At 41.3% G+C, this 23627-nt stretch carries 21 protein-coding genes; 7 read left to right on the forward strand and 14 right to left on the reverse strand.

What is annotated here, in order from left to right:
- Positions 1–106 precede the first annotated feature (106 nt).
- From FZC78_RS00080 to FZC78_RS00105, 6 genes are all read right to left on the reverse strand, one after another.
- A complete protein-coding gene (locus FZC78_RS00080; protein WP_148937679.1) occupies positions 107–1123 on the reverse strand; it encodes a PstS family phosphate ABC transporter substrate-binding protein in 1017 nt (338 codons plus the stop codon).
- Positions 1124–1362: 239 nt separating this feature from the next.
- Entirely contained in the window at positions 1363–3513 is a 2151-nt protein-coding gene (locus FZC78_RS00085; protein WP_148938113.1) for a penicillin-binding transpeptidase domain-containing protein, read from the reverse strand.
- A gap of 522 nt (positions 3514–4035) precedes the next feature.
- Positions 4036–5253: an MFS transporter gene (locus tag FZC78_RS00090; protein ID WP_148937680.1), complete on the reverse strand. Its 1218-nt coding sequence runs from the start codon at positions 5251–5253 to the stop codon at positions 4036–4038.
- A gap of 174 nt (positions 5254–5427) precedes the next feature.
- Complete coding sequence (locus FZC78_RS00095) at positions 5428–6036, reverse strand: superoxide dismutase (RefSeq protein WP_148937681.1); 609 nt, start codon at positions 6034–6036, stop codon at positions 5428–5430.
- A gap of 541 nt (positions 6037–6577) precedes the next feature.
- Positions 6578–7057 (reverse strand): DUF456 domain-containing protein, encoded by a 480-nt coding sequence (locus FZC78_RS00100; RefSeq protein ID WP_148937682.1) that lies wholly within the window; start codon positions 7055–7057, stop codon positions 6578–6580.
- A 73-nt stretch (positions 7058–7130) separates the two neighbouring features.
- Positions 7131–8741, reverse strand: a complete 1611-nt coding sequence (locus tag FZC78_RS00105) for a Na/Pi cotransporter family protein (protein ID WP_148938114.1) — start codon at positions 8739–8741, stop codon at positions 7131–7133.
- Between the two features lie 255 nt (positions 8742–8996).
- Between FZC78_RS00105 and FZC78_RS00110 the strand changes: the two genes are divergently transcribed.
- Entirely contained in the window at positions 8997–9767 is a 771-nt protein-coding gene (locus tag FZC78_RS00110; RefSeq protein ID WP_148937683.1) for a DUF1189 domain-containing protein, read from the forward strand.
- Between the two features lie 50 nt (positions 9768–9817).
- Here FZC78_RS00110 and FZC78_RS00115 read toward each other — a convergent pair whose 3' ends face one another.
- Complete coding sequence (locus tag FZC78_RS00115; protein ID WP_252183457.1) at positions 9818–11584, reverse strand: methyl-accepting chemotaxis protein; 1767 nt, start codon at positions 11582–11584, stop codon at positions 9818–9820.
- Between the two features lie 298 nt (positions 11585–11882).
- Here FZC78_RS00115 and FZC78_RS00120 point away from each other — a divergent pair, with 298 nt between their 5' ends.
- Both FZC78_RS00120 and ispG read left to right on the forward strand, forming a co-directional pair.
- Complete coding sequence (locus FZC78_RS00120; RefSeq protein WP_148937684.1) at positions 11883–12227, forward strand: hypothetical protein; 345 nt, start codon at positions 11883–11885, stop codon at positions 12225–12227.
- 220 nt (positions 12228–12447) lie between these two features.
- The gene (ispG, locus tag FZC78_RS00125; protein WP_148937685.1) at positions 12448–13563 is read left to right on the forward strand and encodes a flavodoxin-dependent (E)-4-hydroxy-3-methylbut-2-enyl-diphosphate synthase; all 1116 of its coding nucleotides are present in this window, start codon (positions 12448–12450) and stop codon (positions 13561–13563) included.
- A gap of 181 nt (positions 13564–13744) precedes the next feature.
- On the opposite strand, the gene FZC78_RS00130 is transcribed toward ispG, so the two are convergent.
- Entirely contained in the window at positions 13745–14146 is a 402-nt protein-coding gene (locus FZC78_RS00130; protein ID WP_148938116.1) for a DUF4190 domain-containing protein, read from the reverse strand.
- 347 nt (positions 14147–14493) lie between these two features.
- Between FZC78_RS00130 and FZC78_RS00135 the strand changes: the two genes are divergently transcribed.
- Complete coding sequence (locus FZC78_RS00135; protein ID WP_148937686.1) at positions 14494–15060, forward strand: hypothetical protein; 567 nt, start codon at positions 14494–14496, stop codon at positions 15058–15060.
- A gap of 56 nt (positions 15061–15116) precedes the next feature.
- On the opposite strand, the gene FZC78_RS00140 is transcribed toward FZC78_RS00135, so the two are convergent.
- The 4 genes from FZC78_RS00140 to FZC78_RS00155 all read right to left on the reverse strand — a co-directional run bounded on the left by FZC78_RS00140 (position 15117) and on the right by FZC78_RS00155 (position 18414).
- Complete coding sequence (locus FZC78_RS00140) at positions 15117–15527, reverse strand: Fur family transcriptional regulator (protein ID WP_148937687.1); 411 nt, start codon at positions 15525–15527, stop codon at positions 15117–15119.
- Complete coding sequence (locus FZC78_RS00145; RefSeq protein ID WP_148937688.1) at positions 15524–16387, reverse strand: metal ABC transporter permease; 864 nt, start codon at positions 16385–16387, stop codon at positions 15524–15526. The genes FZC78_RS00140 and FZC78_RS00145 overlap by 4 nt, the downstream gene beginning before the upstream one ends.
- A complete protein-coding gene (locus FZC78_RS00150) occupies positions 16384–17166 on the reverse strand; it encodes a metal ABC transporter ATP-binding protein (protein WP_148937689.1) in 783 nt (260 codons plus the stop codon). The genes FZC78_RS00145 and FZC78_RS00150 overlap by 4 nt, the downstream gene beginning before the upstream one ends.
- Before the next feature lie 369 nt (positions 17167–17535).
- The gene (locus FZC78_RS00155) at positions 17536–18414 is read right to left on the reverse strand and encodes a YitT family protein (RefSeq protein ID WP_148937690.1); all 879 of its coding nucleotides are present in this window, start codon (positions 18412–18414) and stop codon (positions 17536–17538) included.
- Positions 18415–18528: 114 nt separating this feature from the next.
- On the opposite strand from FZC78_RS00155, the gene FZC78_RS00160 reads away from it, so the two are divergent.
- Positions 18529–18783 (forward strand): DUF2624 domain-containing protein, encoded by a 255-nt coding sequence (locus FZC78_RS00160; protein ID WP_148937691.1) that lies wholly within the window; start codon positions 18529–18531, stop codon positions 18781–18783.
- 39 nt (positions 18784–18822) lie between these two features.
- Here FZC78_RS00160 and FZC78_RS00165 read toward each other — a convergent pair whose 3' ends face one another.
- Both FZC78_RS00165 and FZC78_RS00170 read right to left on the reverse strand, forming a co-directional pair.
- On the reverse strand, positions 18823–19716 hold the full coding sequence (locus FZC78_RS00165) for a deoxyribonuclease IV (RefSeq protein WP_148937692.1): 894 nt from the start codon (positions 19714–19716) through the stop codon (positions 18823–18825).
- Positions 19717–19750: 34 nt separating this feature from the next.
- On the reverse strand, positions 19751–21058 hold the full coding sequence (locus FZC78_RS00170) for a DEAD/DEAH box helicase (protein ID WP_148937693.1): 1308 nt from the start codon (positions 21056–21058) through the stop codon (positions 19751–19753).
- A gap of 400 nt (positions 21059–21458) precedes the next feature.
- Here FZC78_RS00170 and vrrA point away from each other — a divergent pair, with 400 nt between their 5' ends.
- Together vrrA and FZC78_RS00180 are read left to right on the forward strand one after the other, a co-directional pair.
- Positions 21459–22100 carry a VrrA/YqfQ family protein gene (vrrA, locus tag FZC78_RS00175; protein ID WP_148937694.1) on the forward strand — a complete coding sequence of 214 codons (642 nt, stop codon included), beginning with the start codon at positions 21459–21461 and terminating at the stop codon, positions 22098–22100.
- Positions 22101–22550: 450 nt separating this feature from the next.
- Positions 22551–23507 carry a 4-hydroxy-3-methylbut-2-enyl diphosphate reductase gene (locus FZC78_RS00180; RefSeq protein WP_148937695.1) on the forward strand — a complete coding sequence of 319 codons (957 nt, stop codon included), beginning with the start codon at positions 22551–22553 and terminating at the stop codon, positions 23505–23507.
- The last annotated feature ends 120 nt before the right edge of the window (positions 23508–23627 follow it).

Here is a 23627-nt window from a genome sequence, read left to right on the forward strand (position 1 = left end):
ATCCTTCATCCCTTGAGGAAGAAAATTACTCTTATTTTAATAACACACAAGAAGATGAGAAGAGTTACCTTCTCATCTTCCGAGCATGTTTTTCGTTACTAAATTATTATTGGATTTCTTCTAATTTAGAAAGGTTCTCTTCGATTGTTTCGTCTGAAAGTGGAGCAAAACCTGTTGCAGCCGCTACATCTTGAGCGTTGTTCATTGTGAATTTAGCATAGTCAAGAACTTGAGGCTTCTCTTTAGCCATGTTAACGTTCAAGTAAGTAAATACTGGACGTGTGAATGGGTTGTATGCAGCATCTTCGCTCAATCCTATTGTGTCAAGGCTAGGCTCGATAGGACCATTACCAAAGTCAACATTTACAGCACTGACTTTATCTTTGTTATTGTCATAGTAACCATATCCGAAGAATGCAATCGCGTTCTTATCTTTAGATACAAGATCAACTAGAGTAGAGTATTCCTGCTGTAGATTTACACTGTCAACAAAATCCTTCTCTTCCATGATTGTTTCGAACATGAATTCATTTGTACCATGGTTTTCATTTGGACCCATTGGCTTGATTTCTTCAGCCGGCCAGTCAGGGTTGATATCTGACCATTTCGTTACTCCACCTTCAGCAAGGAAGATGTTCACAACTTCTTCTTGAGTCATTTCAGTTGCCCAGTCATTTTCAGGGTTGATTACGAATGTCAAACCATCAAGAGCAACTTGGAATTCCATGACATCGATACCAAGATCTTCAGCTGTAGCTGTTTCTTCGTCTTTAATTTCACGGGAAGCATCGTTGAAATCTGTTCCGCCTTCTTCAACTAAGAACTTTTTGAACCCTGCAGATGTACCAGCACGGCTAACTTCTACAGAAACGTCACCATTTTCACCCATATAGTTTTCAGCCATTTGAGCCATGAACGGATATACAGTACCAGAACCATCGATTACAACGCTTCCTTCAAGTGAAGCTGTTTCTTCGCTATCAGCGTTGCCGCCGTTGTTTCCTGTGTTCGTGTTACCGCCATTGTTAGCAGCATTGTTTCCATTGTTAGATCCACAAGCAGCCGTGAACATTACTAGTGCTGCCATTACTACTAAAAGAAGTAGTCCTTTGAAGTTCTTCATTCCTAAATTCCCCCTAAAGAAATTTTTGTTTTTGTCCTACGAGTAATAGAATAATAGAGAAGTGTTAATCCGGTTTTAATCGATTGTAAAGCTTTTGTAAATTCGACTTATTTCTTGCTTAAAGTAAAAAAATTCCGGGAAATTATATCGAATTATAGCTATTATTTGATATAAACTGGAATCTATTCAAAAAAAAAGAGGCCTTCCATTCACGGAAGGTCTCCAATTGCTTACTCTTCTTAAGTAGTGCTTTCACCTGCTGCGTTTTCTTCTCTTGTTTCTTCTTGCAGTTCTTCTGCTTCATCAACATTTTCAACTTTCCGCTCTACTTCTGTAGAGTTCAATCCCTCTTCTTCACGTTCTTTCTTCAAGTCAAAATATTTATCCATAACTCTTCTAGAAATGTCTTTGTTAATGTAAGGATCTTGCCGGCCATTATGAGACCACGGCACAACCGTAGAAAAAGCAACTTCGGGCTGGTCATACGGAGCATAGCCGATCAACGTTGTATTATACGTGTCGTAGTAGTTTCCTGTTGCCGGGTCTCTATAACGTGCTTCAGCTGTACCTGATTTACCAGCAGCTACATAAGGAGCATCATGGAACTCCTTATAGGCTGTACCATCAGGGTATTGGTAGACACGGTAAAACCCTTGTTGAACATTTTCCATCTGAGCTTGTGTGACATTAACCTTATTCAGGATTTCAGGCTGTTTGACCGTCTCGATTGGCCCCATGTTTTCTTTATCGCCCGTCGGCTTGCGGATCTCCTTGAGGATGTGCGGCTGTACTCGGTATCCATCATTGGCTATCGTTGAGACATACTGAGCAAGCTGCATAGGTGTATACGTATCAAACTGCCCGATCGCAAAGTCCATCATGTTCCCTGGTGTATAAAAGGTTCCCCTGTATCCATTCACTTCACCGGGCAGATCAATACCTGTGTTGACACCAAGACCGAATTGGGCAAAATGGTTCCTCATGTTATCAAGGTCATTGGCATCCCCGCTGATCGCTGCATCGCGAACGTAGTAAGGATTGCCTCCTATCCTCATAGCGACCTTCCACATGTAGCCGTTGGAAGATACCTCAAGGGCTTGCTGGTCAGTCAATGAACGTTCTCTTCCATACCAGGAATTTTTAATAGGTGTGCCTTTAACCTTAATTGGTTCATCGAGGATGGTTTCTCCAGGCTGAAGCACACCAGTCATATAACCAGTCAATACTGTTGCACCCTTAACAACTGATCCAACCTCATAAAAACTCGTATATGTGCCGAGTGCATAATCCTGAATCCCATACTCTCCTGTTTCAGGATCCTTGGCATATCTCTTTCCGACCATCGCCAGGACTTCACCTGTATTCGGATCAATCAAGACTACAAAAGCCCGGTCAAGATGGGAGGACTGTGGATTACGGACATTTTTCAGCAGCTCTTCTGTGACGATTTTTTCCACTTCCTGCTGCAATTCCATATCGATTGTCAGGACAACATCTTTTCCGCGCTGACCTTCCTGCATCAGAACGGATTCCAGGACACTTCCGTCTTTAGTGATATTTTTGATTTTTTCTTTTTGCCCTTTTAAAACATCTTCATATTGAAGCTCAAGGTAAGTTTGCCCCACCCGGTCATTACGTGTATAGTCTCTTGCTAAATAGTAATCTACCATTTCCCTTGGAAGTCCTTCTCTGGAAGAAGACACATTTCCAAGGATGGATCTTAGCGTCTTATCGAATACATAAGTCCTTTCCCAGTCTGTCGTCGTATTCACGCCCGGCAGTTTAGACAGATGCTCACTCACTCTGGCAAATTCCTCTTGAGTGACACCTTTATTCTTGACCATCTGTGGAGAAAGAGCATATCCGCTGTTCATTTCACGGAAGATGGCAAGATCTTCTAGGTCTTGCCCAGACAGAGAGTTCAGATCAGCTTCTGTGATTCTATCCAAAGTCAGCTGATAAATTTTAGCATTAATTTCATCTTGAGATAGATCCTCATCTCTTCCGATTTCCGCTTTCTCTTCTGCTGAAACTTTTTCATCAGCTTCCTCTTTGTTGATCAGCATCCAATAATCTTTCTTATCCCGGTCCCTCACAGCCTCTGTATCCATTTCAATCAATTGGGCAAGGCTGCGGGCCACCTTGATCATATCTTCGGATTTTGTAGATTGGGTCCTTGTATAAGTTATGGCGTTCATCGGTGTGTTATCGACAATAACATTCCCAACCCGGTCGTAAATCTTCCCTCTTGGCACGCTGTTATTGACTAATACATCTTCTGTTCTTTCCACTTCCCGCTTATATTCTTCACCCGAAACGATCTGCACCAGTCCAAGCCGCAGGATCAGTAAAGAAAATAATAAAAAGACTCCAAAAAACAAGATGTTCATCCGAGCAGGCACATGTGTCTTTTTCTTTTTCTTAGTGTTTTTCAAGCTTTTCCAATCCTTCCTCGATATTAATTCCAAAAATAAATATTCTTTCTCATATACTCTATAGTATAGAAAAAAAAGAACCTTTTCCACCCATAACAACTGATGGATATGTAATTAAATTTTTCCAATTTGTTTTTAGTGAAAGCCGTGTTTAAGTACCCGTTAAAATCAAAAAAGTGCGTTAAGTTCAGCCCCTATAAATTTAGATTCAGAAGGATTGCTGCATTAAATGCAAGATTTCTTAATGCAGTTAGAGTAATTTTGCGGAGGAATGCAAATACTCCGGGCTGTTTCATTTTTGCATTTTCTGCGTTCAAGATTGAACATTTGTTACTATACCGATTTGCCGATTTATCTTTTTGGAGATTCCATGCTGTCTGTGAACACTTCGGACAACAGCCGTTTCGCTTTTAGTAGATCTGATGCCACCCCTCTAACCAGAACAAGCAGAAAGGGCGTCCCTCTCCGCTTGTATTACTAAGTCATGGACAAATTAATTTTTCTGATGAAAAGATAGATTAGACTGTGGCCGGAACCTAGAATGAGCAGCAGGATTGGGATACTTTTATCCTCATTGAAGAATGTTATAGCAAAGATAAATGCTAATATGGAAACAATTCTTCCTAAGTTAAGAAAAATCTCTCTGACCACAATGTATTCAATTCTCATCTCTGCGGCCTTCCACCCTTTCCCAATCACATCATAAGTCATGGAAATATATGGAACAAGCAGCAAAGGGTAAGCTACAGCAATGATTCCAGCATACATAAGAAGCCTGGCATAGGTTAAGTCAAATACAATCAAGAAAATGGCTGCATATAAAATTAAACCGCCTATCAGAATCGACTTTTTTCGGTATCTTTTTTTGATCAGCCTTGAAGTCAAAAAGTAGCCGATAAAAGCAATCCCTGAATTAACCAATCCAAAGGTACCTATTGCAAACTCACTTCCCGTACTGATAAAAACAAACACCGAAATAACAAATATGAAAGTCCCTTCTCTCAGACCTTGAAAGAAATGAGCGTTTGTTATCAATTTCCAGTTCTCATTATTTTTTCTCTCTTTAAGTATCCTCGTAAAACAATATCTTCCATGAGCCGGACGTCTTTTTAAGAAAAAGCTTAAAATGACAGCCAGTGAGAAAAGTCCTAATGAGAGGCCAAAGACAATCGTGTATCCCTGAAAGGATGTAAACCTTGATATGATATACCCCGCAAGAATTGGGCCTACCATTCCGCCTGCCGAGGTTAATGTTCCTAAAAATCCATTAAAAAAATCACGTGTTTCCGGTTCGGTGATTTCGAAAGTTAGGACATTGAAAGCCAGCCAGTAGAAACCATAACCAATTCCAAGGAGCGCACCCAGAATCACCAGGTTTTCACCTGCATTTTCTCCAAAAAACAGGACAGATAAATAGAAAGAGGCCAAAAAAATGACACCTATTCTCAATACGATTACCCTGTCAATTTTTTTGGCCCATCTGCCGGCCAGTATAAAGGTTAACGGCTGAAAAATAACAACCGTTAAGTTATAAATTCCTAGGTCTATAAATTCACCGGACTGTTTCCATAAATATATGTTTACAAAGGTGTTCGATAAGGCCACACTCATGGAATACAGTCCACCAATCAGAAGCAAAAACATTATATCCCTTTTTAATTCGATATCGCCTAAAAGCCTTTTAAACCTGGTCATTTTTTATTACTCCCCTTTTTCGTAAGCTTATTTTTTGAAAAAGAGGCCTAACTTATACCCATTAAAAAAAGAAGGTACTTAAGACTGCTGTCAAAATGAGAAGGCAAAAAGGAATACGCTTTATGAGGGCATAAAAAAGAGGATCCCTAGTAAGGAATCCTCTTTCACAGTCAATTATTTTGCTGCGTTGTAACGTTTAGTAACCTCTTCCCAGTTCACTACATTCCAGAATGCATTGATGTAGTCTGGACGGCGGTTTTGGTAGTTCAGGTAGTAAGCGTGCTCCCAAACGTCCAATCCAAGAATAGGAGTTTTACCATCCATTAAAGGAGAATCTTGGTTTAACGTGCTTGTTACTTCAAGCTCGCCATTGTTTACTACAAGCCAAGCCCAGCCAGAACCGAAACGGCCTGCGCCTGCTGCAGCAAATTCTTCTTTGAACTTTTCAAAGCTGCCGAACTTGCTTTCAATAGCGCTTGCAAGTTCACCTTCAGGATTTCCGCCGCCTTCTGGAGACAAAATCGTCCAGAATAAAGAGTGGTTTGCATGGCCGCCGCCGTTGTTGCGGACTGCTGTGCGTGCACCTTCTGGAACAGCATCTAGGTTTGCAACAACTTCTTCTACTGATTTGCTTAGAAGTTCGTCGTTTCCTTGAAGTGCATCGTTCAATTTAGTTACATAAGCATTGTGGTGCTTCGTATGGTGGATGTTCATTGTTTCCTTGTCGATATGAGGTTCTAGTGCATCGTAAGCATACGGTAGTTGCGGTAATTCAAATGCCATGATATATTCCTCCCTATGTAATATTTGGAATCCTTATTGATTCCGCCTTGTTCTTTTTTAGATTACCAAATTTAGCTTATTCCATCAAACGAAATGCTCGGATAATAAAAACCCAGATAGATAATAGTTTGATGACATGTTTATCATCACCAAAACAATCCGCTTTATTCTTTAGAGTCTTTAAAAGTTTTACTCGTTTCCTCTATTATCCATATGGAAATTCAGGTGACTGAACTGTGGATGGCAGAACTCTGCATTTTATCTGATGCGGCCCGGCATTCTGATTTTCATTCTGCTGCTGTTGTTGTAAATGAGGCTTACTTCAAAAGATTTTATAAATATGAATGTCTCTGTGGGTCACCTTACATTAAAAAGGAAGAATCCCAGTCAGTAGCAGCGAGGACCTGTTTCGATAAAAAACAATATTGACTCGACACCGGACATTCCTTTAGACTGCACATAATTGTCTTCTTCACTTCTTATTCAACTTTTAAAACCCCAGATGCTCACGTTAGATTCCCTTACCTCATGCTCCCTCTCCTTATATGACTATAACAAAATAAATAACCATAATGGTCTGTATAATCCCTTTGGTAAAAACACTTGAAATGAACCCGATCAGAGACCCAGTTCCAACTTTAAGCGCCTGCTTGAATCCTGTCCGGTTTACCAGCATTTCACCCAGCACCGCACCAAGGAATGGTCCGGCAATAATACCGACTACCGGAATGACAAAAGGACCTATAATCAATCCTATTGTGCTTCCCCAGATGCCCGCTTTGGTGCCTCCATATCTTTTAATTCCAAAAAGATTCGCTGCATAGTCCGCCCCGAATAGCAGCACAACGAACAAACCTTGAATAATCCAAAACAACAAGCTGAATGGTTCAAAGCTGAAGAGCACTCCATATAGAAGAAAGGCTCCCAGCAAAACCAGCACACTCGGAATTATCGGATAGACTAATCCAATAAATGAAGCTGCGATTAACAAAATGATAATACCCCAGTAAATAATCTCCAAATTTATTTCCTCCTAAAACAAAAGGACTGGCCAAGAGGGAGTCCCTCTGGTCAGTCCTATTATACACTCAAAATTAATCGTTTTCTCCTAATACCGCTTCTGCAATATTGACCGCATGGTCGCCGATACGCTCAAGGTTGCTGATGATATCTACGAATACGATTCCTGCCTGGCCGGAACATAAGCCTTCATTAAGTCGAAGGATATGCTGCTTGCGCAATTTACGTTCCATTTTGTCAATCATATCTTCTTTCTCAGCAACTTCCCTGGCAAGGCCATGGTCGTTAAGATCCAAGGAAGAAATAGCTTTTTTGACAGTTTCAATTGTTAAGACAAACATGACATCCAAGTCAGCCATGGCATCTTCGGTGATTTTCACCTTGTTTGCCTGCTGATACTCAACTAATTCTAAAATATTTTCAAAGTGGTCACCGATTCGTTCAATGTCTCTGACTGTATCCATCAAAATAGAATGTTTTTCAGATTCTGCTTCTGTCAATGAAGCAGAAGAAATCTCTACTAAGTAGTTCGTGATTTTCTTATCCAGATTATTGATCGCGTCTTCAATCTGATAAGCCACGTCAGAATGCTTGCTTTGTTTAGTCTTGAGGAAGTTATTTGACTCTTCCAATCCTTTTACCGCAAACTCACCCATGCGCAGGACCTCTTCCTTAGCCTGGCCCAAGGCAATGGAAGGTGACTGTTCGATAAACATAGGATCCAAATGTTTCGCTTTGTAATCAACTAGTGCATCCTCTCCCGGGATTAGCTTGGTCACAATAAGTGCCAGCAGGCCGATGAAAGGAAACTGAATAATAGTATTCGTCAGATTGAAAGTACCATGTGCAAAAGCAATCGTCATTTCAGGATTCAGGTTCAAGGCTTCCTGTAAAAATTCTATAAGTCTGTGATACAGCGGGAGAATAATCAGGAATAGTGTCGTTCCGATTAAGTTGAACAACACATGAGTCGCCGCAGCTCTCCTCGCAGCCACAGATGTCCCGATCGCAGCCAGCACAGCTGTGATAGTAGTCCCGATATTATCTCCAAACAGGACAGGCAATGCAGCGTTGATATCTACAAGACCTTCGGAATAAAGACCTTGAAGGATTCCAATTGTAGCTGAAGAGCTCTGTACTATTACGGTGAACAATGTACCAATGACTACACCAAGTATTGGATTGGAGCTCATGCTTACTGTAAGATCTGTAAACGCCTCTAAAGATCGAAGAGGTTTCATTCCTCCACTCATAAGCTCAAGGCCGTAGAAAAGGCCTCCGAACCCGAACACGATCTGTCCGAGGTACTGAACCTTCTTATGTTTAAAGAAGAATAACATGACAGAACCAACTGCAATGATCGGCAGGGCATATTCACCGATATCGATACCGATAATGAATGCCGTAACGGTTGTACCAATATTCGCACCCATGATGACACCGATTGCTTGGCGGAGCGTCATGAAACCTGCACTAACCAGCCCGACTGTAATGACAGTGGTACCACTGCTGGATTGAATAAGAATCGTAACAATTATACCTGCCAGAACCCCCATAAAAGGATTGGTAGTGAATCTATCAAGAATATCCCTTAAACGGTCACCTGCAGATTTCTGCAATCCATCTCCAAGGTATTTTATACCAAACAGGAAAATTCCAAGACCGCCAAAAAATTGAAATAACATCTCTTGCCAATTTAGTTCCAAAGATTTCAACCCCTAAATAAAGATTTCGACATCAAACAACAAAAACCCCTTTCAATTATTAAAGCATTATGAAGATAAAGTAAAGACTTTTTTAAGTTTTTTTAAAAGCAGTTTCTTTCCTGTCAGATATCCATATAAGACATCTCATAATAAAGTTCTACTTACTGCTTGATGTAAACGCATTGCCGGGCATAAAATGAGGATTGGACAACTATTTAGGGAGTGTTAAAAAAGATGAATATTTTCAAACAGTTATACAGAAGTCTGTATTCTCCCAAGGATATAGCTTCTTATCGATTTCAAGGTATAGGGAAAACAATCTTGTACGTATTTCTCCTGGTACTAGTTTCTATCCTGCCGGCTGCTTATAACCTTGCAATTTTTTCCAGCAGTGCTATAGAAGAGAGTATATCAGCAGTTGAATCAGAACTGCCTTCCTTCTCCATTGAAGATGGCGCCCTCGTTTCTGATTCACAAGAACCTGTTACAGTCAGGAAAGAATATTTGACATTCGTGATGGACAGCACTGGAAGCATCTCCTTATCCGAATTGAGTGCAGCAAATGATGCTGTCGCACTTTTAAAAGATGAGTTTGCTTTGGTGATTGCCGGACAAGTTCAATCATATCCCTATTCCATGCTTGACGGTTTAGAGGCTGACAATGAAGAGATCGTCAGTTTCCTGGAGACATTGGATTCCCTGAAGGGCATCATCCTTTTCGTTTTCATACTGATTCTTTATCTGTTTTCCGCTGGAATGACTTTCATTAAGGTCAGTATTTTTGCCCTTATAGCGCGTCTTTTCGCCAATGCATTATTCACGAAGCTTCCATACAGACAGGCATGGCGGATTACCGCGTACAGTATAACGCTTTCAACCATCTTTTTCACTGTAATGGAAATGTTAAACACTTTTGTTCCTGCCAGCTTCTTTCTTGACTGGATTGTTACGTCAATTGTCCTTTATTTAACGATCAAGGAAATGCCGAAAAAGAAAAAAACTTAATAAGATGGGCTTCAAAAAAAGGAACTGAGAGGGCTCAGTTCCTTTCGTGCTTATTTGGACGAGAATCGTTTTGATATCGTGGTAAGTGAGTTTGACAGTGACTTCAGATGTATTCCAATTTCATGTGTATTTTCCATTTCTGTTATTTGTGATCCGCTTGTCGCCAGCATTTGTTCTGTGCTAGCCAGAGTTTCCTGGGAGACGGAAGAAAAGCTTACGGTAGCTTGTTCAAGCTGCGGAAGTTCCGATTTCAGCTCCACTAAGGCAGATTGCATTCTTTCAAAGTTTTCGCTGACATTCTTCACTTCTTTCATTAGTTCGTCGAAGGATCCTTTTGATTCACTTGCTGTATCCAGGTTGCCTTTTATCTTCAGGAGCATATCATCAAACTCCTTAGCAGCTCTGATTGTGACCCCTTCCATGCCTTCAATCGATCCTGTAATATCTTCTGCAGCTTTAGTGGATTGATCTGCCAGCTTCCTCACCTCTTCGGCAACGACCGCAAAGCCTTTTCCTGATTCACCAGCCCGCGCTGCTTCAATGGCTGCATTCAGAGCCAACAGTTTAGTTTGTTCAGCCACACCTTTTATCAAGCCTACTAGGTTGGCTATGGACAATGAGTGGTTTCTGACCTGTTGGATTGTTGAGGTCATATGGGCGAAATCATTTTCAAAGGAATGAATAGCTTCAATAAGTTCAGTGTTATTTCTTTCTCCCTTTTCAGCTGATCTGTTCATATCTACTGCGCTTCTATGGACAGTTTCCATATTATTGATCAGTTGTTCAATTTTTTGCTTCATCATTTGAAATCCATTGACACTGTTATCTGAACTGCTTGCTGTTTGTTCCGCTCCATGCTTCACTACATTAATGGCTTCAATTAATTCCCGGCTGAAATTCAGCGCCCCTTCAGAAGAGCTGCTGAGGCTGCTGCCTGTTGTTTCAAGCTCCATTGTAGTTTCATTCAGCTCATGAAGAACATCCCGCATTTGCTCAATCATCATATTGAAACTTTTTTTCAGTGAATGGATTTCCGGCAGATTCGTTTTAAAATTGGCTCTTTTATTCAAGTTGCCATTTCTGACTTCCCTCATAATATTTTGCAGCTGTATGAGAGGCTTTGTAAAGCTTCTTACGAATAAGAGAATGAGTATGGATGACACAGCTAAACTGATTAATATGACAGCAAAGGTAAATTGAGCCATGTCGGTTACCGAATTAAGGTATGATTCAGAAGGCACCGCAAGGATATAATGTCCATCAATCCCTTTTATCTTCATCGAGGAAATTGTATATTCTTTTCCGTTTATTGTTTCATGTAAAAGCGTTCGTGAATCATTCGTTATCTTGGAAATAAGCGTTTCATTGAACTTCAGTTCTGAACCCGAGCTGGCTTGAAACGGGATCACCTCATTATTCGAGATGTAGAAAATATTTGATTCTATTCCGTCTTTGGTCAATTGCTCCTTTTGATCTCTAATGCTGATTTCAAGCTGCTGAAAGAAGTACTCATCATCACTGACATATAAGAATTTGAGATTTTCAGCCACATACGAAATTAGTTCTGCTTCTCTTCCCAGCCTGTTTTCAATAGTATCAATTGTGGCTTCCTTCGCTTTTATGTATGAACTGATCCCCACTACAACGATTGAAACGGTCAATAATAGGACAAATAAAAATAACAGTCTGTTTTTTAGACTGAGTTTTGAACTTAATCTCCCAAAGAACCCTGCCTCCTCTATTTTGGTCAAAGTATCTTTTCTCAATCGTGTTCTTTTCATTGTATTCTCAAAGATATCCTTCAGCCTTTTCTTCACCCTAAGCCCCCCAATTTCTTCTGCATTCGGCATACTATTACAAATAAGGTTTATATTCGACAATGTACCTATTTTTATTTTCACAGAGAAATATTAAGGGATTGTAAATCAGGTGTAATATTTGTATAAAAGTTGGGTTTTTAAATTTAAAAATAGCATACCTGCTATTCAAAAGTCCCAAATAGGTAGGAATATAAGGGAGAAATGCAGAATACATATAGTGATTTAGTAGAAATTCTTCAATGATGTTTTTCAGTTATATAATATAAATTTTTCCTTCCAGGGAAAGGAGCAGCTCATGAAAAGGCTTAGTATCTTTCTGATGGTTATGATCGTCTCATATAGCATATATTATGATTTAAAAGCCGGGACACTCCCCCGGGCAGCCGAACCAGCTGTACCAGCTGCAGTGATGGAACCTGTACAAGAGCCGAAAGAAATAATATCTGACGAAATAGAAATAGAATATGTAGAGGTGAAAATCAAATCAGGCGATACTATCCTGTCTTTAATGGAGCAGAACCTTGATGGACCGCTTCCTGTTTCCATCGACCAGCTGATAGAGGATTTTCAATTTCTTAATGAAGGAGAGACTCCTCAGGATATTCAAGCTGGTGAGGTCTATAGGCTTCCTCTATATTAAAGGTTTTCTCCCATATATTATTGCTTTCAATATCCCCTGGATACTAATTTTTTTGCTCTAAACGAAAAGAGGCTTATTAAAAATTGATAATTTAATATCCTGATTACAATCTGAAACAATCTATTTCTTGTCAACTTCAATGAAACATTGATACAATACTTTCGTACGCTTATTATTTTGTTTCACTATAAATGAATTTTCCAAAAGGAGAGAATAAGCCTTGAGTGAAATAATCCATCGTTCTAAAACTCGTCCAGTCAAAGTCGGAAACTTAACAATCGGCGGGAATGACGAGCTTATTATACAAAGTATGACAACGACAAAGACACATGATGTGGAAGCTACAGTAAAAGAAATCCACCGTCTTGAAGAAGCAGGGTGCCAGGTCGTCCGTGTCGCCTGCCCTGATGAGCGAGCGGCTAACGCCATTGCTGATATCAAAAAACAAATCAACATTCCTTTAGTAGTCGATATACACTTTGACTACAAGCTTGCTCTTAAAGCAATTGAAGGCGGAGCTGACAAAATCAGGATTAACCCAGGCAACATCGGCCGCCGCGAAAAAGTAGAAGCAGTTGTAAAAGCGGCAAAAGAAAAAGGTATCCCTATCCGTATTGGAGTGAATGCGGGAAGTCTCGAAAGAAAAATTATCGAGAAATACGGATATCCAACTGCTGACGGTATGGTCGAAAGTGCCCTCCACCATATCAAAATCCTGGAAGAGCTTGATTTCCACGATATCATCGTGTCAATGAAAGCATCGGATGTGAACCTTGCTATTGAAGCATATACAAAAGCAGCCCAGACATTCGATTATCCACTGCACCTTGGCATAACTGAATCCGGGACACTATTCGCTGGCACAGTGAAAAGTGCAGCAGGTTTGGGAGCCTTATTGAGTAAGGGCATCGGAAACACCCTGCGTATTTCATTGAGTGCCGACCCGGTAGAAGAAGTCAAAGTCGCAAGAGAACTCTTGAAGTCTTTCGGCCTTGCAGCCAATGCAGCAACACTGATTTCCTGCCCTACTTGCGGGAGAATTGAAATTGACCTGATCAGCATTGCCAATGAAGTCGAAGAGTACATCTCTACCATTAAAGCTCCGATTAAGGTGGCCGTACTTGGCTGTGCTGTAAACGGGCCAGGTGAAGCAAGAGAAGCCGATATCGGCATCGCGGGTGCCCGTGGAGAAGGCCTGCTATTCCGCCACGGAAAAACTGTCCGAAAAGTTCCAGAAGAGACAATGGTCGAGGAATTGAAGAAAGAAATCGATATCCTAGCTGAGGAGCACTACAGAAAACAAAGAGAAGAAGAAGAAGAGAAGCAAGAGATCTAAGAACAAAGACGTAAGCGCCTCGCAAATAACCCTCAGAGAAAAAAGGCCTCTTACCTTTTATTCTCTGAGGGCTGTTTAGGGTTATTTTATAATTTCCAAAACAATACAGAAAAGCTTGGCTGATAAATCAGCCAAGCTTTTTCTTTATTACCGGAATGCTCCCAATTCCGCTAATCCTTTTTTAGAAGAACGGCAAGACAAAAATTCCAACAATGATGGAAACGGCTCCTATGCCTATTGCCCAAGTTCCAAGTGCATCTGTTCCTCGTCTCCTGGCAACAAAGCCAAGTACGATTCCGGCTGCACCAAAAAGAACAGGTACAATGAAAAGTGACAAAATCGAAAGCGCAAGCGCTGAATATCCTAAAATCCTTCCTGAGGCATTGGTTTCTTCAGCCGTATCCCTTTCGAAATCACTTCCAAGGGCCATAGGAGTTGTCAGCTCTGCCGCTGTTTCTTCGTTGTATTTGTTTTGAACCACTTCAGCTTCCGGATTGTCGTTTACTTTGATATAGTCATTATAGATGTCTATATTTTGAAGATCTTGATTAACGCTGTCATTTTTGCGTCTCTCATTATCCATTTTTACAATCCCTCGCTTTCCGTATTCAGGAGCATTATTATTGTTTGTCAAAGTCAGTTTTTTACCTATGCTAATGATTGTCAAAAATGCAGAATCTCTAGGTGAATCTCCTATTATTAGCAAGAATATGGTACACTTTGTTTCAGGTTCCTTTTTCCTTACAGAGCATTATTGTCACGGTTGTGGTCATGCCTTTTTAGACTCCACCGCTCAGATCTCAGGCCATAATTTCAACTTGCCTGCTGCTATAAATTGGATCCAATAGTGCATAATGAAAAGAAAACCTAATTGGCTTCAATCAGAGAAATCGACTCAGATCTGCACCAGACCATGAAGGAGATGTACATATGAAGAAACGATTCGGTATAGATATTGATGGCACTGTAACTTGTCCCACCTCTCTTCTTCCTGCTATCAACAAGGAATTCAATTTACAACTAACTTTGAATGACATCACACAGTATGAACTAACAGAGGTTCTGGATATTACGCCAGAGGTTTTCGGGGAGTGGTTCAAAAGGTCAGAAGGAGAAATCTACAGGGAATCACCACTGGCACAAGGTGCGAAAACTGTGCTGGATGGCTGGAAGGACAATCATGAGCTTTATTTTATCAGTGCGCGTCCCTCCCATCTGTTAGAACTGACAAAGGACTGGTTTAATTACCAGGATCTTTTATTTCACCATATTGAACTTATTGGTTCACATGATAAAGTGTCGACAGCTGATAAATATAACGTAGATATCTTTTTCGAAGACAAACATGATAATGCAGTCTCCATCCATGAGAACTTGGACATTCCGGTCATCCTTTTTAACACACCGTATAACCAGGATCCTATTCCAAATGGCGTCATCAGGGTCAATGACTGGCAGGAAGCCCGCAGCTGGGTGGATAGCTGGCTGAAAGAATAAATCCTATGGTCATTAGAAAACCCGGCAGTTCTCAACTGCCGGGTTTTCACATTTATTCAGCTGCACTCAGGACATTTACCGTATATCTCAAATTTGTGTCCTGAAATATCATATCCATTCAAGCTTTCCTGCAGAATTTCCATTGGACAGGTATTGATCGCTTTTGTCTTTCCACAGTCCATGCATATAAAATGATGGTGATGATGATGATTAGAACAGGTGAACCGGAAATGCTTTTCTCCAGACAGTTCGGTTTCTTCCAGAATTTCAAGTTCAACAAATAGAGATAAGTTACGGTAGATTGTATCAAAACTTAATCCCGGGTACTCATCTTTCATACTTTCAAGAACATCTTTCGCAGTCAAGTAGCGGTCTGAAAACGAGAAAAGTTCAAGCATCTGCTCCCGCTTTCCTGTATGTTTATATCCCTTTTCCTTCATCAGCACCAAGGCTTCATCCAATTTCATGTCGTCACCCCGTCCTTTTTCACTACCTGATTGGAAGTGATTTTTTTATACAAAATCGTCAGTAATAAAATGAGTATCGCTGAGAGGACTATGGTTCCTCCTGGAGCGAGGTCAAGATAATACGCTGATATCAGACCTGTAATGACAGCTAACTCCCCAAATAATAGAGAAAAACCGATTGTCTGCTTAAACCCGCGTGCTACCCTTATACTCGCAGCAACAGGTAAGGTCATCAAAGAAGATACCAGAAGAATTCCCACTATTCTCATGGAAGCAGCAATGACCAATGCGACCATAACCATGAATATAAAGTGGATCGTCTTGGCCGAAATTCCTGAGGCTTTGGCAAATTCCTCATCAAAAGACAGTAAAAATAATTCTTTATAAAGAAATGTAATTATGGCAAGTACAATGACCGTAACGACTAAGATCAAATATAAATCTGTTCTGCTGACTGCACTCACACTTCCAAAAAGATAGCTGAAAAGGTCAGTATTGAATCCATCTGCCAATGAAATGAAAATGACACCAATGCCGATACCGCCAGATAAAATGATCGGAATCGCCAATTCCTGGTAGTGTTTATAGAGGCTTCTCAGCCGCTCTATGAATAGGGATCCTGTCACAGAAAATGCCATCCCTAAATACAGGGGATTCAAACCAGCCATAGCAGGAATATTTTTGCTTAAAAACAGGCTGGCCGCTATCCCGGAAAGTGTTACGTGGCTTAGAGCATCCGCAATCAGGGATAATCTTCTTACTACGATGAATGCACCAATCAATGGTGCGATAATGCCAATCAGAAGGCCTGTCAGAAAGGCATTTTGCAAGAATTCATAATTCAATAACGCTTCAATCATCTGTCTGCCTCCTCGTGGCTGTGATCATGATGAAGCAATTGAACATCATGGCCGTAAATGCCTGAAAGTTCACTCTCCTGAAGGTTTTCAAACTCCATAGTATTTCCATGGAAATGAAGTTTTTTATTCAAACAGGCTACATGCGTGACCTTACTTGAAATCGTTCCGATATCATGGGTTACCAATAGCAATGTAATCTCAAGGTCTTTATTCAAATGCTCCAGCATGTCATAGAAAGCCGCTACATTCCTGCTGTCGACTCCTACAGTCGGTTCATCCAGTATCAGAACTTCCGGCTCGCTCACCAGGGCCCTTGCGATGAATACCCTTTGCTGCTGCCCGCCTGATAATTCACCTATATTCCGGCTGGCAAATGGAGTCATTCCAACAGAATCAATAGCTTTTTCTACTTGTGAAGAATGTTTCTTGCCAATCATGCGGAACATACCGACCTTTTTAGTAAGGCCGCTTGACACCACTTCCTTGACGGTGGCAGGAAAGCCTGTATTGAATGAGTTTGCTTTTTGGGAGACATACCCAATTCTGTCCCGATCCTTGAATTTTTGTTGAGACTGTCCAAATAAGCGGATTTCCCCCTCCTTTGGTTTAAGAAGACCAAGGATCAGCTTTAACAGCGTTGACTTTCCAGAGCCGTTTGGTCCAACAATGCCCAGAAAGGCTCCTTTAGGAATCGACAGGCTGATGTCCTCTAATACAACTTCTTTATCATAGCGAAAGCTTAAATGATTTATATCTATAACTGATTTGTAATTCTCCATGAGAAAAACCCCTTCATAAAAAAACCGTCTTCCCTTCATGCGTAATCCTCATTAGAATAGGAGGAAAACTACAAGATACGAAAGAGGCTATAAGAATCGTTCCGATTTAATATAAGAAGTATACAGGATGAATAATTTATTGTAAACCGAAACAGCCTCTTTTCCTCTGAGATATTCTTGGTAATATCATTGCTGGTTCTGCGGTTTTCAATCCAAGAAGTCACTTTTTGTAAACTTGTGGCTATTCCATATCAATTTGAAAATACCGGCATAATTGAGCCGAATTACCGGAAAGCAAGAAAGAAAAGAGCTGTCCGCATGAACAGCTCTTTTTGTAATATGCTCAGCAATATCCCGCTCAATTGACTTTTAATGAATAGCTGACTTGAATCTCGCCCCTTTAGTTTCCTGGGTACTCATAATCGTAATGAAGGCATCGGCATCCACATCGGACACTATCCCCTTCAGCTTCATCACTTCAAGCCTTGTGACTACTACATAAATCACTTCTTTTTCATTGTCTGTGTAGCCGCCGCGGCCCTTAAGCATGGTTGTACCTCTGCCAAGTCTTTGCAAAATGGCATCTGATACCTCTGTGTAATAGTCAGATACAATGATGACGGCCTTGGTTTCATCCATCCCCTGAATGACCGTATCAATCGTTTTAAAAGCAATATAATAGGTCATGACAGAATACATCGCTTCCTCGATTCCGAACACAAATGCTGCCCATCCAAATATGAAGATATTGATGAACATGACGAATTCTCCCACTGAAAACGGCAGCTTCTTCGTCAACAGAATTCCGAGGATTTCCGTGCCATCCAATGAGCCTCCATGCCGAATGACCAAGCCGACTCCCACACCGAGGGTCAGTCCGCCAAATACAGTTGCGAGAATCTCCTCTGTTACAAATGGCTCCACATTATGAAGATAACTCTCTATAACAGCTAGAGCTACAATACCAGCCAATGAAGAAATCACAAACGTCTTACCGATTTGTTTATAGCCGGAGTACATGAATGGAAGGTTGAGAACTACCAGCAAGGTTGCGAAATTGACGAATGGTATGCCGGAAAGCAGATAGTCAAGAATTAAGGATACCCCGATGACGCCCCCGTCAATAATATTATTAGGAACTAAAAAAAGCTCAATGGATATTGCTGCAAGGCCGGCACCTAAAATAATAAAGAAGAACCGGTAAATTAAATGGAAAACACTCTCTTTTTTATGTATTCGCTGTGCCATCCTTTTCCCCTTCCCGCTAAACGTTAAGCAAGTAAAATAGAACAAGCCCCCAACACTTTTATTGTCACAAAGACCTCGTCCCGTTCATATGTATCCTATGAGGGGTGATGGTCGATGAAACTATTGCAAAATGTTATTAATCATAAGATCAATAGCATAACCGGTGATGATTTATTAAGTTATGGAAAGCAATTCAATGTAAAAATCAGTCCTGGCCAGGCAGAAAAAATCGCTGCCTATCTTAGAGGCAAGAACATTAATATTTTCGATAACGCTGAACGAAGCAAAGTAATCAAGGAAATAGCCAAGATTGCCGGTCCGTCCACTGCCAAAGATGTCAACAAGATATTCACTAAATTCGTTAACTAAAAATCAGCGGGGCCTCTCTAATAGAGAAGCCCCATTTTCTTATGATTCCTGAATTTTGTGAAGCAGTTCCTCGTCCCAGGTTTTACTTTTCAGCATTTCTATTTCAAATTTATATGGAGCTTTTTTATTTTTTTTGTCTTCTCCTACAAAAGGGGTTTCGAGTATCTTCGGAACATCCGCCAATTGAGGATGATGGACAATCTTTGAAAGTGCATCGAAGCCGATATGCCCGAAACCGATATTTTCATGGCGGTCTTTCGCTGCTCCGCTTGGATTCTTGCTGTCATTGATGTGAAGAACCTTCAAACGGTCGATTCCGACGATACGGTCAAACTCATTCAGGACGCCGTCAAAATCATTGACGATATCATATCCCGCATCATGAGTATGGCAGGTATCAAAGCATACGGACAACCTGTCATTATGTTCCACTCCCTCTATGATCATGGCCAGCTCTTCAAAAGATCTGCCACATTCAGAGCCTTTTCCTGCCATAGTTTCAAGGGCAATCTGAACTTCCTGATCCTTGACCAGCACCTCATTCAGTCCTTCTATGATTTTCTTAATGCCGGCTTCTGAACCCGCACCAACGTGGGCGCCCGGATGCAGGACGATTTGTCTTGCTCCGATAGCTGCAGTCCTCTCGATTTCCGAGCGAAGGAAATTCACGCCCAGTTCGAATGTGGCAGGATTGGTGGTATTCCCTATGTTGATGATATAAGGAGCATGAACAATGATGTCTGTAATTCCATTTTCCTTCATGTGAAGAAGTCCATTCTCGATGTTCAGGTCTTCAATTTTCTTTCTTCTGGTATTTTGCGGGGCACCTGTATACACCATGAAGGTATTGGCACCATAAGCAGCTGCCTCCTCACTTGAACCAAGCAGCATTTTCTTTCCGCTCATGGAAACGTGTGAACCTAATTTAACCATCTATATCCAACTCCCTTGCATTTCACTTGATCGATCAGGAATTATTCCGTCTTTTGACTCTTCTTTCCCGTTTCTTGATTTGATCCATTTTATATTTCATTTTCTTTTTATAGCCAGGTTTGACCTTATCCGGCTTACGGACAAGTGATTTAGCCTTTTGATCGATGCTGTCTTCTTCTGTCTTTTTGCGGTTTTTACGTTTATTCCTGTCTACAAGTTCTACCCACTCGCCGCGGATAAGATCTTGATTCTCAAACGTGATTCCCATTTTCTCCAAGTGATTCAGCGCATCTTCGTCCGAAGGCTCATAAATCGTTACGGCAATACCTGAAGAACCCGCTCTTGCCGTTCTTCCCGTCCTGTGGATATAAAAATCAAGCTCTCCGGGTATTTCATAATTGATGATGTGGCTGACTCCTTCAATATCAATCCCTCTTGCTGCAAGATCTGTTGCAACAATATACTGATACTCCAGGGCACGGACCTGCTTCATCACTTTCTTTCTTTCACGCGGAGACAGATCCCCGTGGATCCTTCCAACTTTCATTCCCTTGCCCAGCAGGAAGTCCGCTACTTCATCCGCCTTTGCCTTTGTGTTAGTGAACACAATAGCCAAATAAGGATTAAATGAGGTCAGTGCGTTAAAAAGCAGTTCCTCTTTCTTCCGGCTTTTTCTTGGAAGGAGAATATGCTTGATGTTTTTAGCTGAAATATGCTCAGGCTCCACATGCGCATACTGAGGGTTCTCCATGTATTTCTTTAAAAAAGGTTTTAGCTTTTCAGGAATTGTCGCTGAAAAAACAAGGATTTGAAGCTTTTCAGGCATTCTTCCGGCAATCTGGTCGACATCATAGATGAATCCCATATCAAGCATCAAGTCGGCTTCATCTACAACCAGCGTGGCTGCTTTATGTACATGCAGCGCGCCATCTTTCACAAGGTCATTGATCCTTCCCGGCGTACCCACAATAATTTGCGGCTGTGTTTTAAGCTTGTCGATCATACGCTGTTTATCCGTTCCGCCAATATAACAGCGGGAAGTGATTCCCTCTTCATCAGTGATCTTTAAAATTTCCTGATAAATCTGCTGAGCAAGTTCCCGTGTCGGCGCCGTAATGATGGCTTGTACCTCTTGAGCATCCTTGTCAAGCTTGTTCAAGATCGGCAGCAAATAAGAATGTGTCTTTCCCGTTCCTGTTTGCGACTGTCCAATTGCGCTTTCCCCCCTGTTGATCAGAGGAATCATCTTTTTCTGTATTTCTGTTGGCTCATAAAATTTCAGACGTTCAATGGCCTCATTGATAAACAGCTGAAAATCATACTGTTGGAATTGGTTTTTCATTTCGTCACTCCTTAAATTGTCACGTATTATATTGTGAAGAGATTATCTTAGATTTCTCGCTTTGGTATTCATACAGGTTCTTTCGTAAACTTTCCACTTAATAGGATATAAGCACGAAGGCCTTATGGTCATTTACAGATACGAAAACAACATCCATGCATAAAACAGTCCCTCTATATAACAATACCGTTTTTTGTCACAGATTCAAAATAAAGCTGCATAATTTTACAAATCAATTCTTCTCAGACAAAATTCCATCTCTTCATTATAATAAACAATTTTTAAAACTTCTAGCAGATTCACATATTTATTATTTTTCCGCTCTTTCCTTAGACGTTTTCACCCATTCAGCATATTGTATTAAGAGACTTTATGAGCGAAATCAGAAAGGAGGCCCAATATGCAGCCAAGACAGCAAATGCCTTTTAATTCAAGCTCCTTCAGACAGCAGCCTTTTCAGCAAGTAAGGGGGACGCGGGGACCAGGACCTTCTGGATTCGGAATGATGAGACCTGGCGGGATGCAGGGCGGCGTTCCCCAGGCTGCCGGACAGAAATCAGGCGGGCTTTTAGCTAAAATTCTTAATAGGGGCGGCTCTGCCCAAACAGCAGCCAGCCAATTTAACCCTCTTCAAGGAGCTGCGGGTTTTCAACGATCCGCACCCGGCACTGGAGGCTCGTTCTTAAAAAACATTATGAACCCAGGCTCACTAAACGGATTTCTCAACAACACCCAGCAGGTATTGAGAAGTGCACAGCAAATGGGACCGATGATTCAACAGGTTCAGCAGTATGGTCCCCTTGTCAAGAATCTCCCAGCCATGTGGAAGTTGTACCGGGGACTGAGTGCCGCTGAATCCAATGAAGAGGAAGAAGTCACAGATACAGCAGAAGTTATGGAAGAAGAAATAGAAGAAAAGGATGAAATTCAAGCAAAATCAGCTCCATCCAAGAAAAAGAATAAAAGAAAACCATCGAATTCTGCAAGAAAACCTAAAGAAGCTTCCACAGCCGGAAATTCTAAACCAAAGTTATATGTATAGCCAGCCAGCGCTCTCACCAAACGGATGAGGGCTTTTTCTTTCGCTCTTTTCGAAAGCCTCTTTTCTTAAGCTTTGCTGCTATTTGAGACTAATTCCAAAAAAACCATGATTCACCGGAATAACCTCGTAAACAGGCAAAGAAAAGCAAGAGCTGCTCTCGCAGATTTGAGAGAAAACCTTAGTATACGGGGATATCCTTAAAGCAGCAATGTCTGCGAATACAGCCTTTTGCAAAGTTTGCTGCTGCTTTAAAAGCAATTCCCGCTTCAAGCTGTACGCCCCGCGAAGTGCCCGCCTCGAGCAAAAATAAACTACAGCTTTAAAAGAGCAGTTATATTTGCATGGTCCTTCTTCAGAAAAGATTCTTTGTCATCGACAGAAATCTACTTTATAATGAACCCTGTAGGTACAAATAAACAGTCCGACTTTATGTACAGGAGGATTTCAAATATGAATGTTAAGAAAATCACGCCGAGAGGCTATTGTTACGGTGTCGTTGATGCAATGGTCATTGCACGCAACGCCGCTCTAGATAAATCCCTGCCAAGGCCGATCTACATCCTTGGAATGATCGTACACAACAAGCACGTAACGGATGCTTTTGAAGAAGAAGGCATTATCACATTGGACGGTAAAAACCGCAAAGAAATCTTAGATCAGGTCACAGAAGGCACCGTCATCTTTACAGCTCACGGTGTTTCTCCGGAAGTAAAACAGCTGGCAAAAGATAAAGGGCTGGTCACACTCGATGCTACATGTCCTGATGTAACCAGGACGCACGACCTCATCAGGGCTAAGGAAGCAGAAGGCTTTGATGTCATCTATATTGGCAAAAAAGGGCATCCAGAGCCTGAAGGAGCTGTAGGTGTGGCTCCCGAAATTGTCCACCTCGTAGAAACAATGGATGATGTTGAACAATTAAACATTACAAATGAAAAAATCACCGTCACCAACCAAACCACCATGAGCCAATGGGACGTCTCAGATGTAATGGAAAAAGTAAGAGAGAAGTACCCGCAAGTAGAAGTTCACAAAGAAATCTGCCTGGCCACACAAGTACGTCAGGAAGCTGTAGCCGAACAAGCGGGCGAGGCAGACGTTCTCATAGTAGTCGGTGATCCTAAAAGCAATAACTCCAACCGCCTTGCTCAAGTTTCAGAAGAAATTGCCGGCACAAAAGCTTATCGCATTGCGGATATCAGCGAGCTTCAAATTGAATGGATAAAAGATGCAGAATTGGTTGCCGTGACAGCAGGAGCTTCCACACCTACTCCTATTGTGAAGGAAGTAATGAACTTCATCAGCCAGTTCGACACTGAAAATGAAGAGACATGGACAAGAGAGAAGAAAGTGCCATTGAACAAAATTCTTCCCAAAGTCAAAAAACCGAAGACGGCAGTGGAATAAGAACAAAAGCGCAAGCGCCTTGATCAGCCCCGACAGGCAAATGTTCCTGGGAGAAAAAAAGACGGGCTTTCCTTTTATTCTCCAGGGGTTATTTGACCCCGAGGGGCTAGGCGCTGGAGC

It is taken from the genome of Rossellomorea vietnamensis, from assembly GCF_008180415.1.
GTDB classification, from domain to species: domain Bacteria; phylum Bacillota; class Bacilli; order Bacillales; family Bacillaceae_B; genus Rossellomorea; species Rossellomorea vietnamensis_C.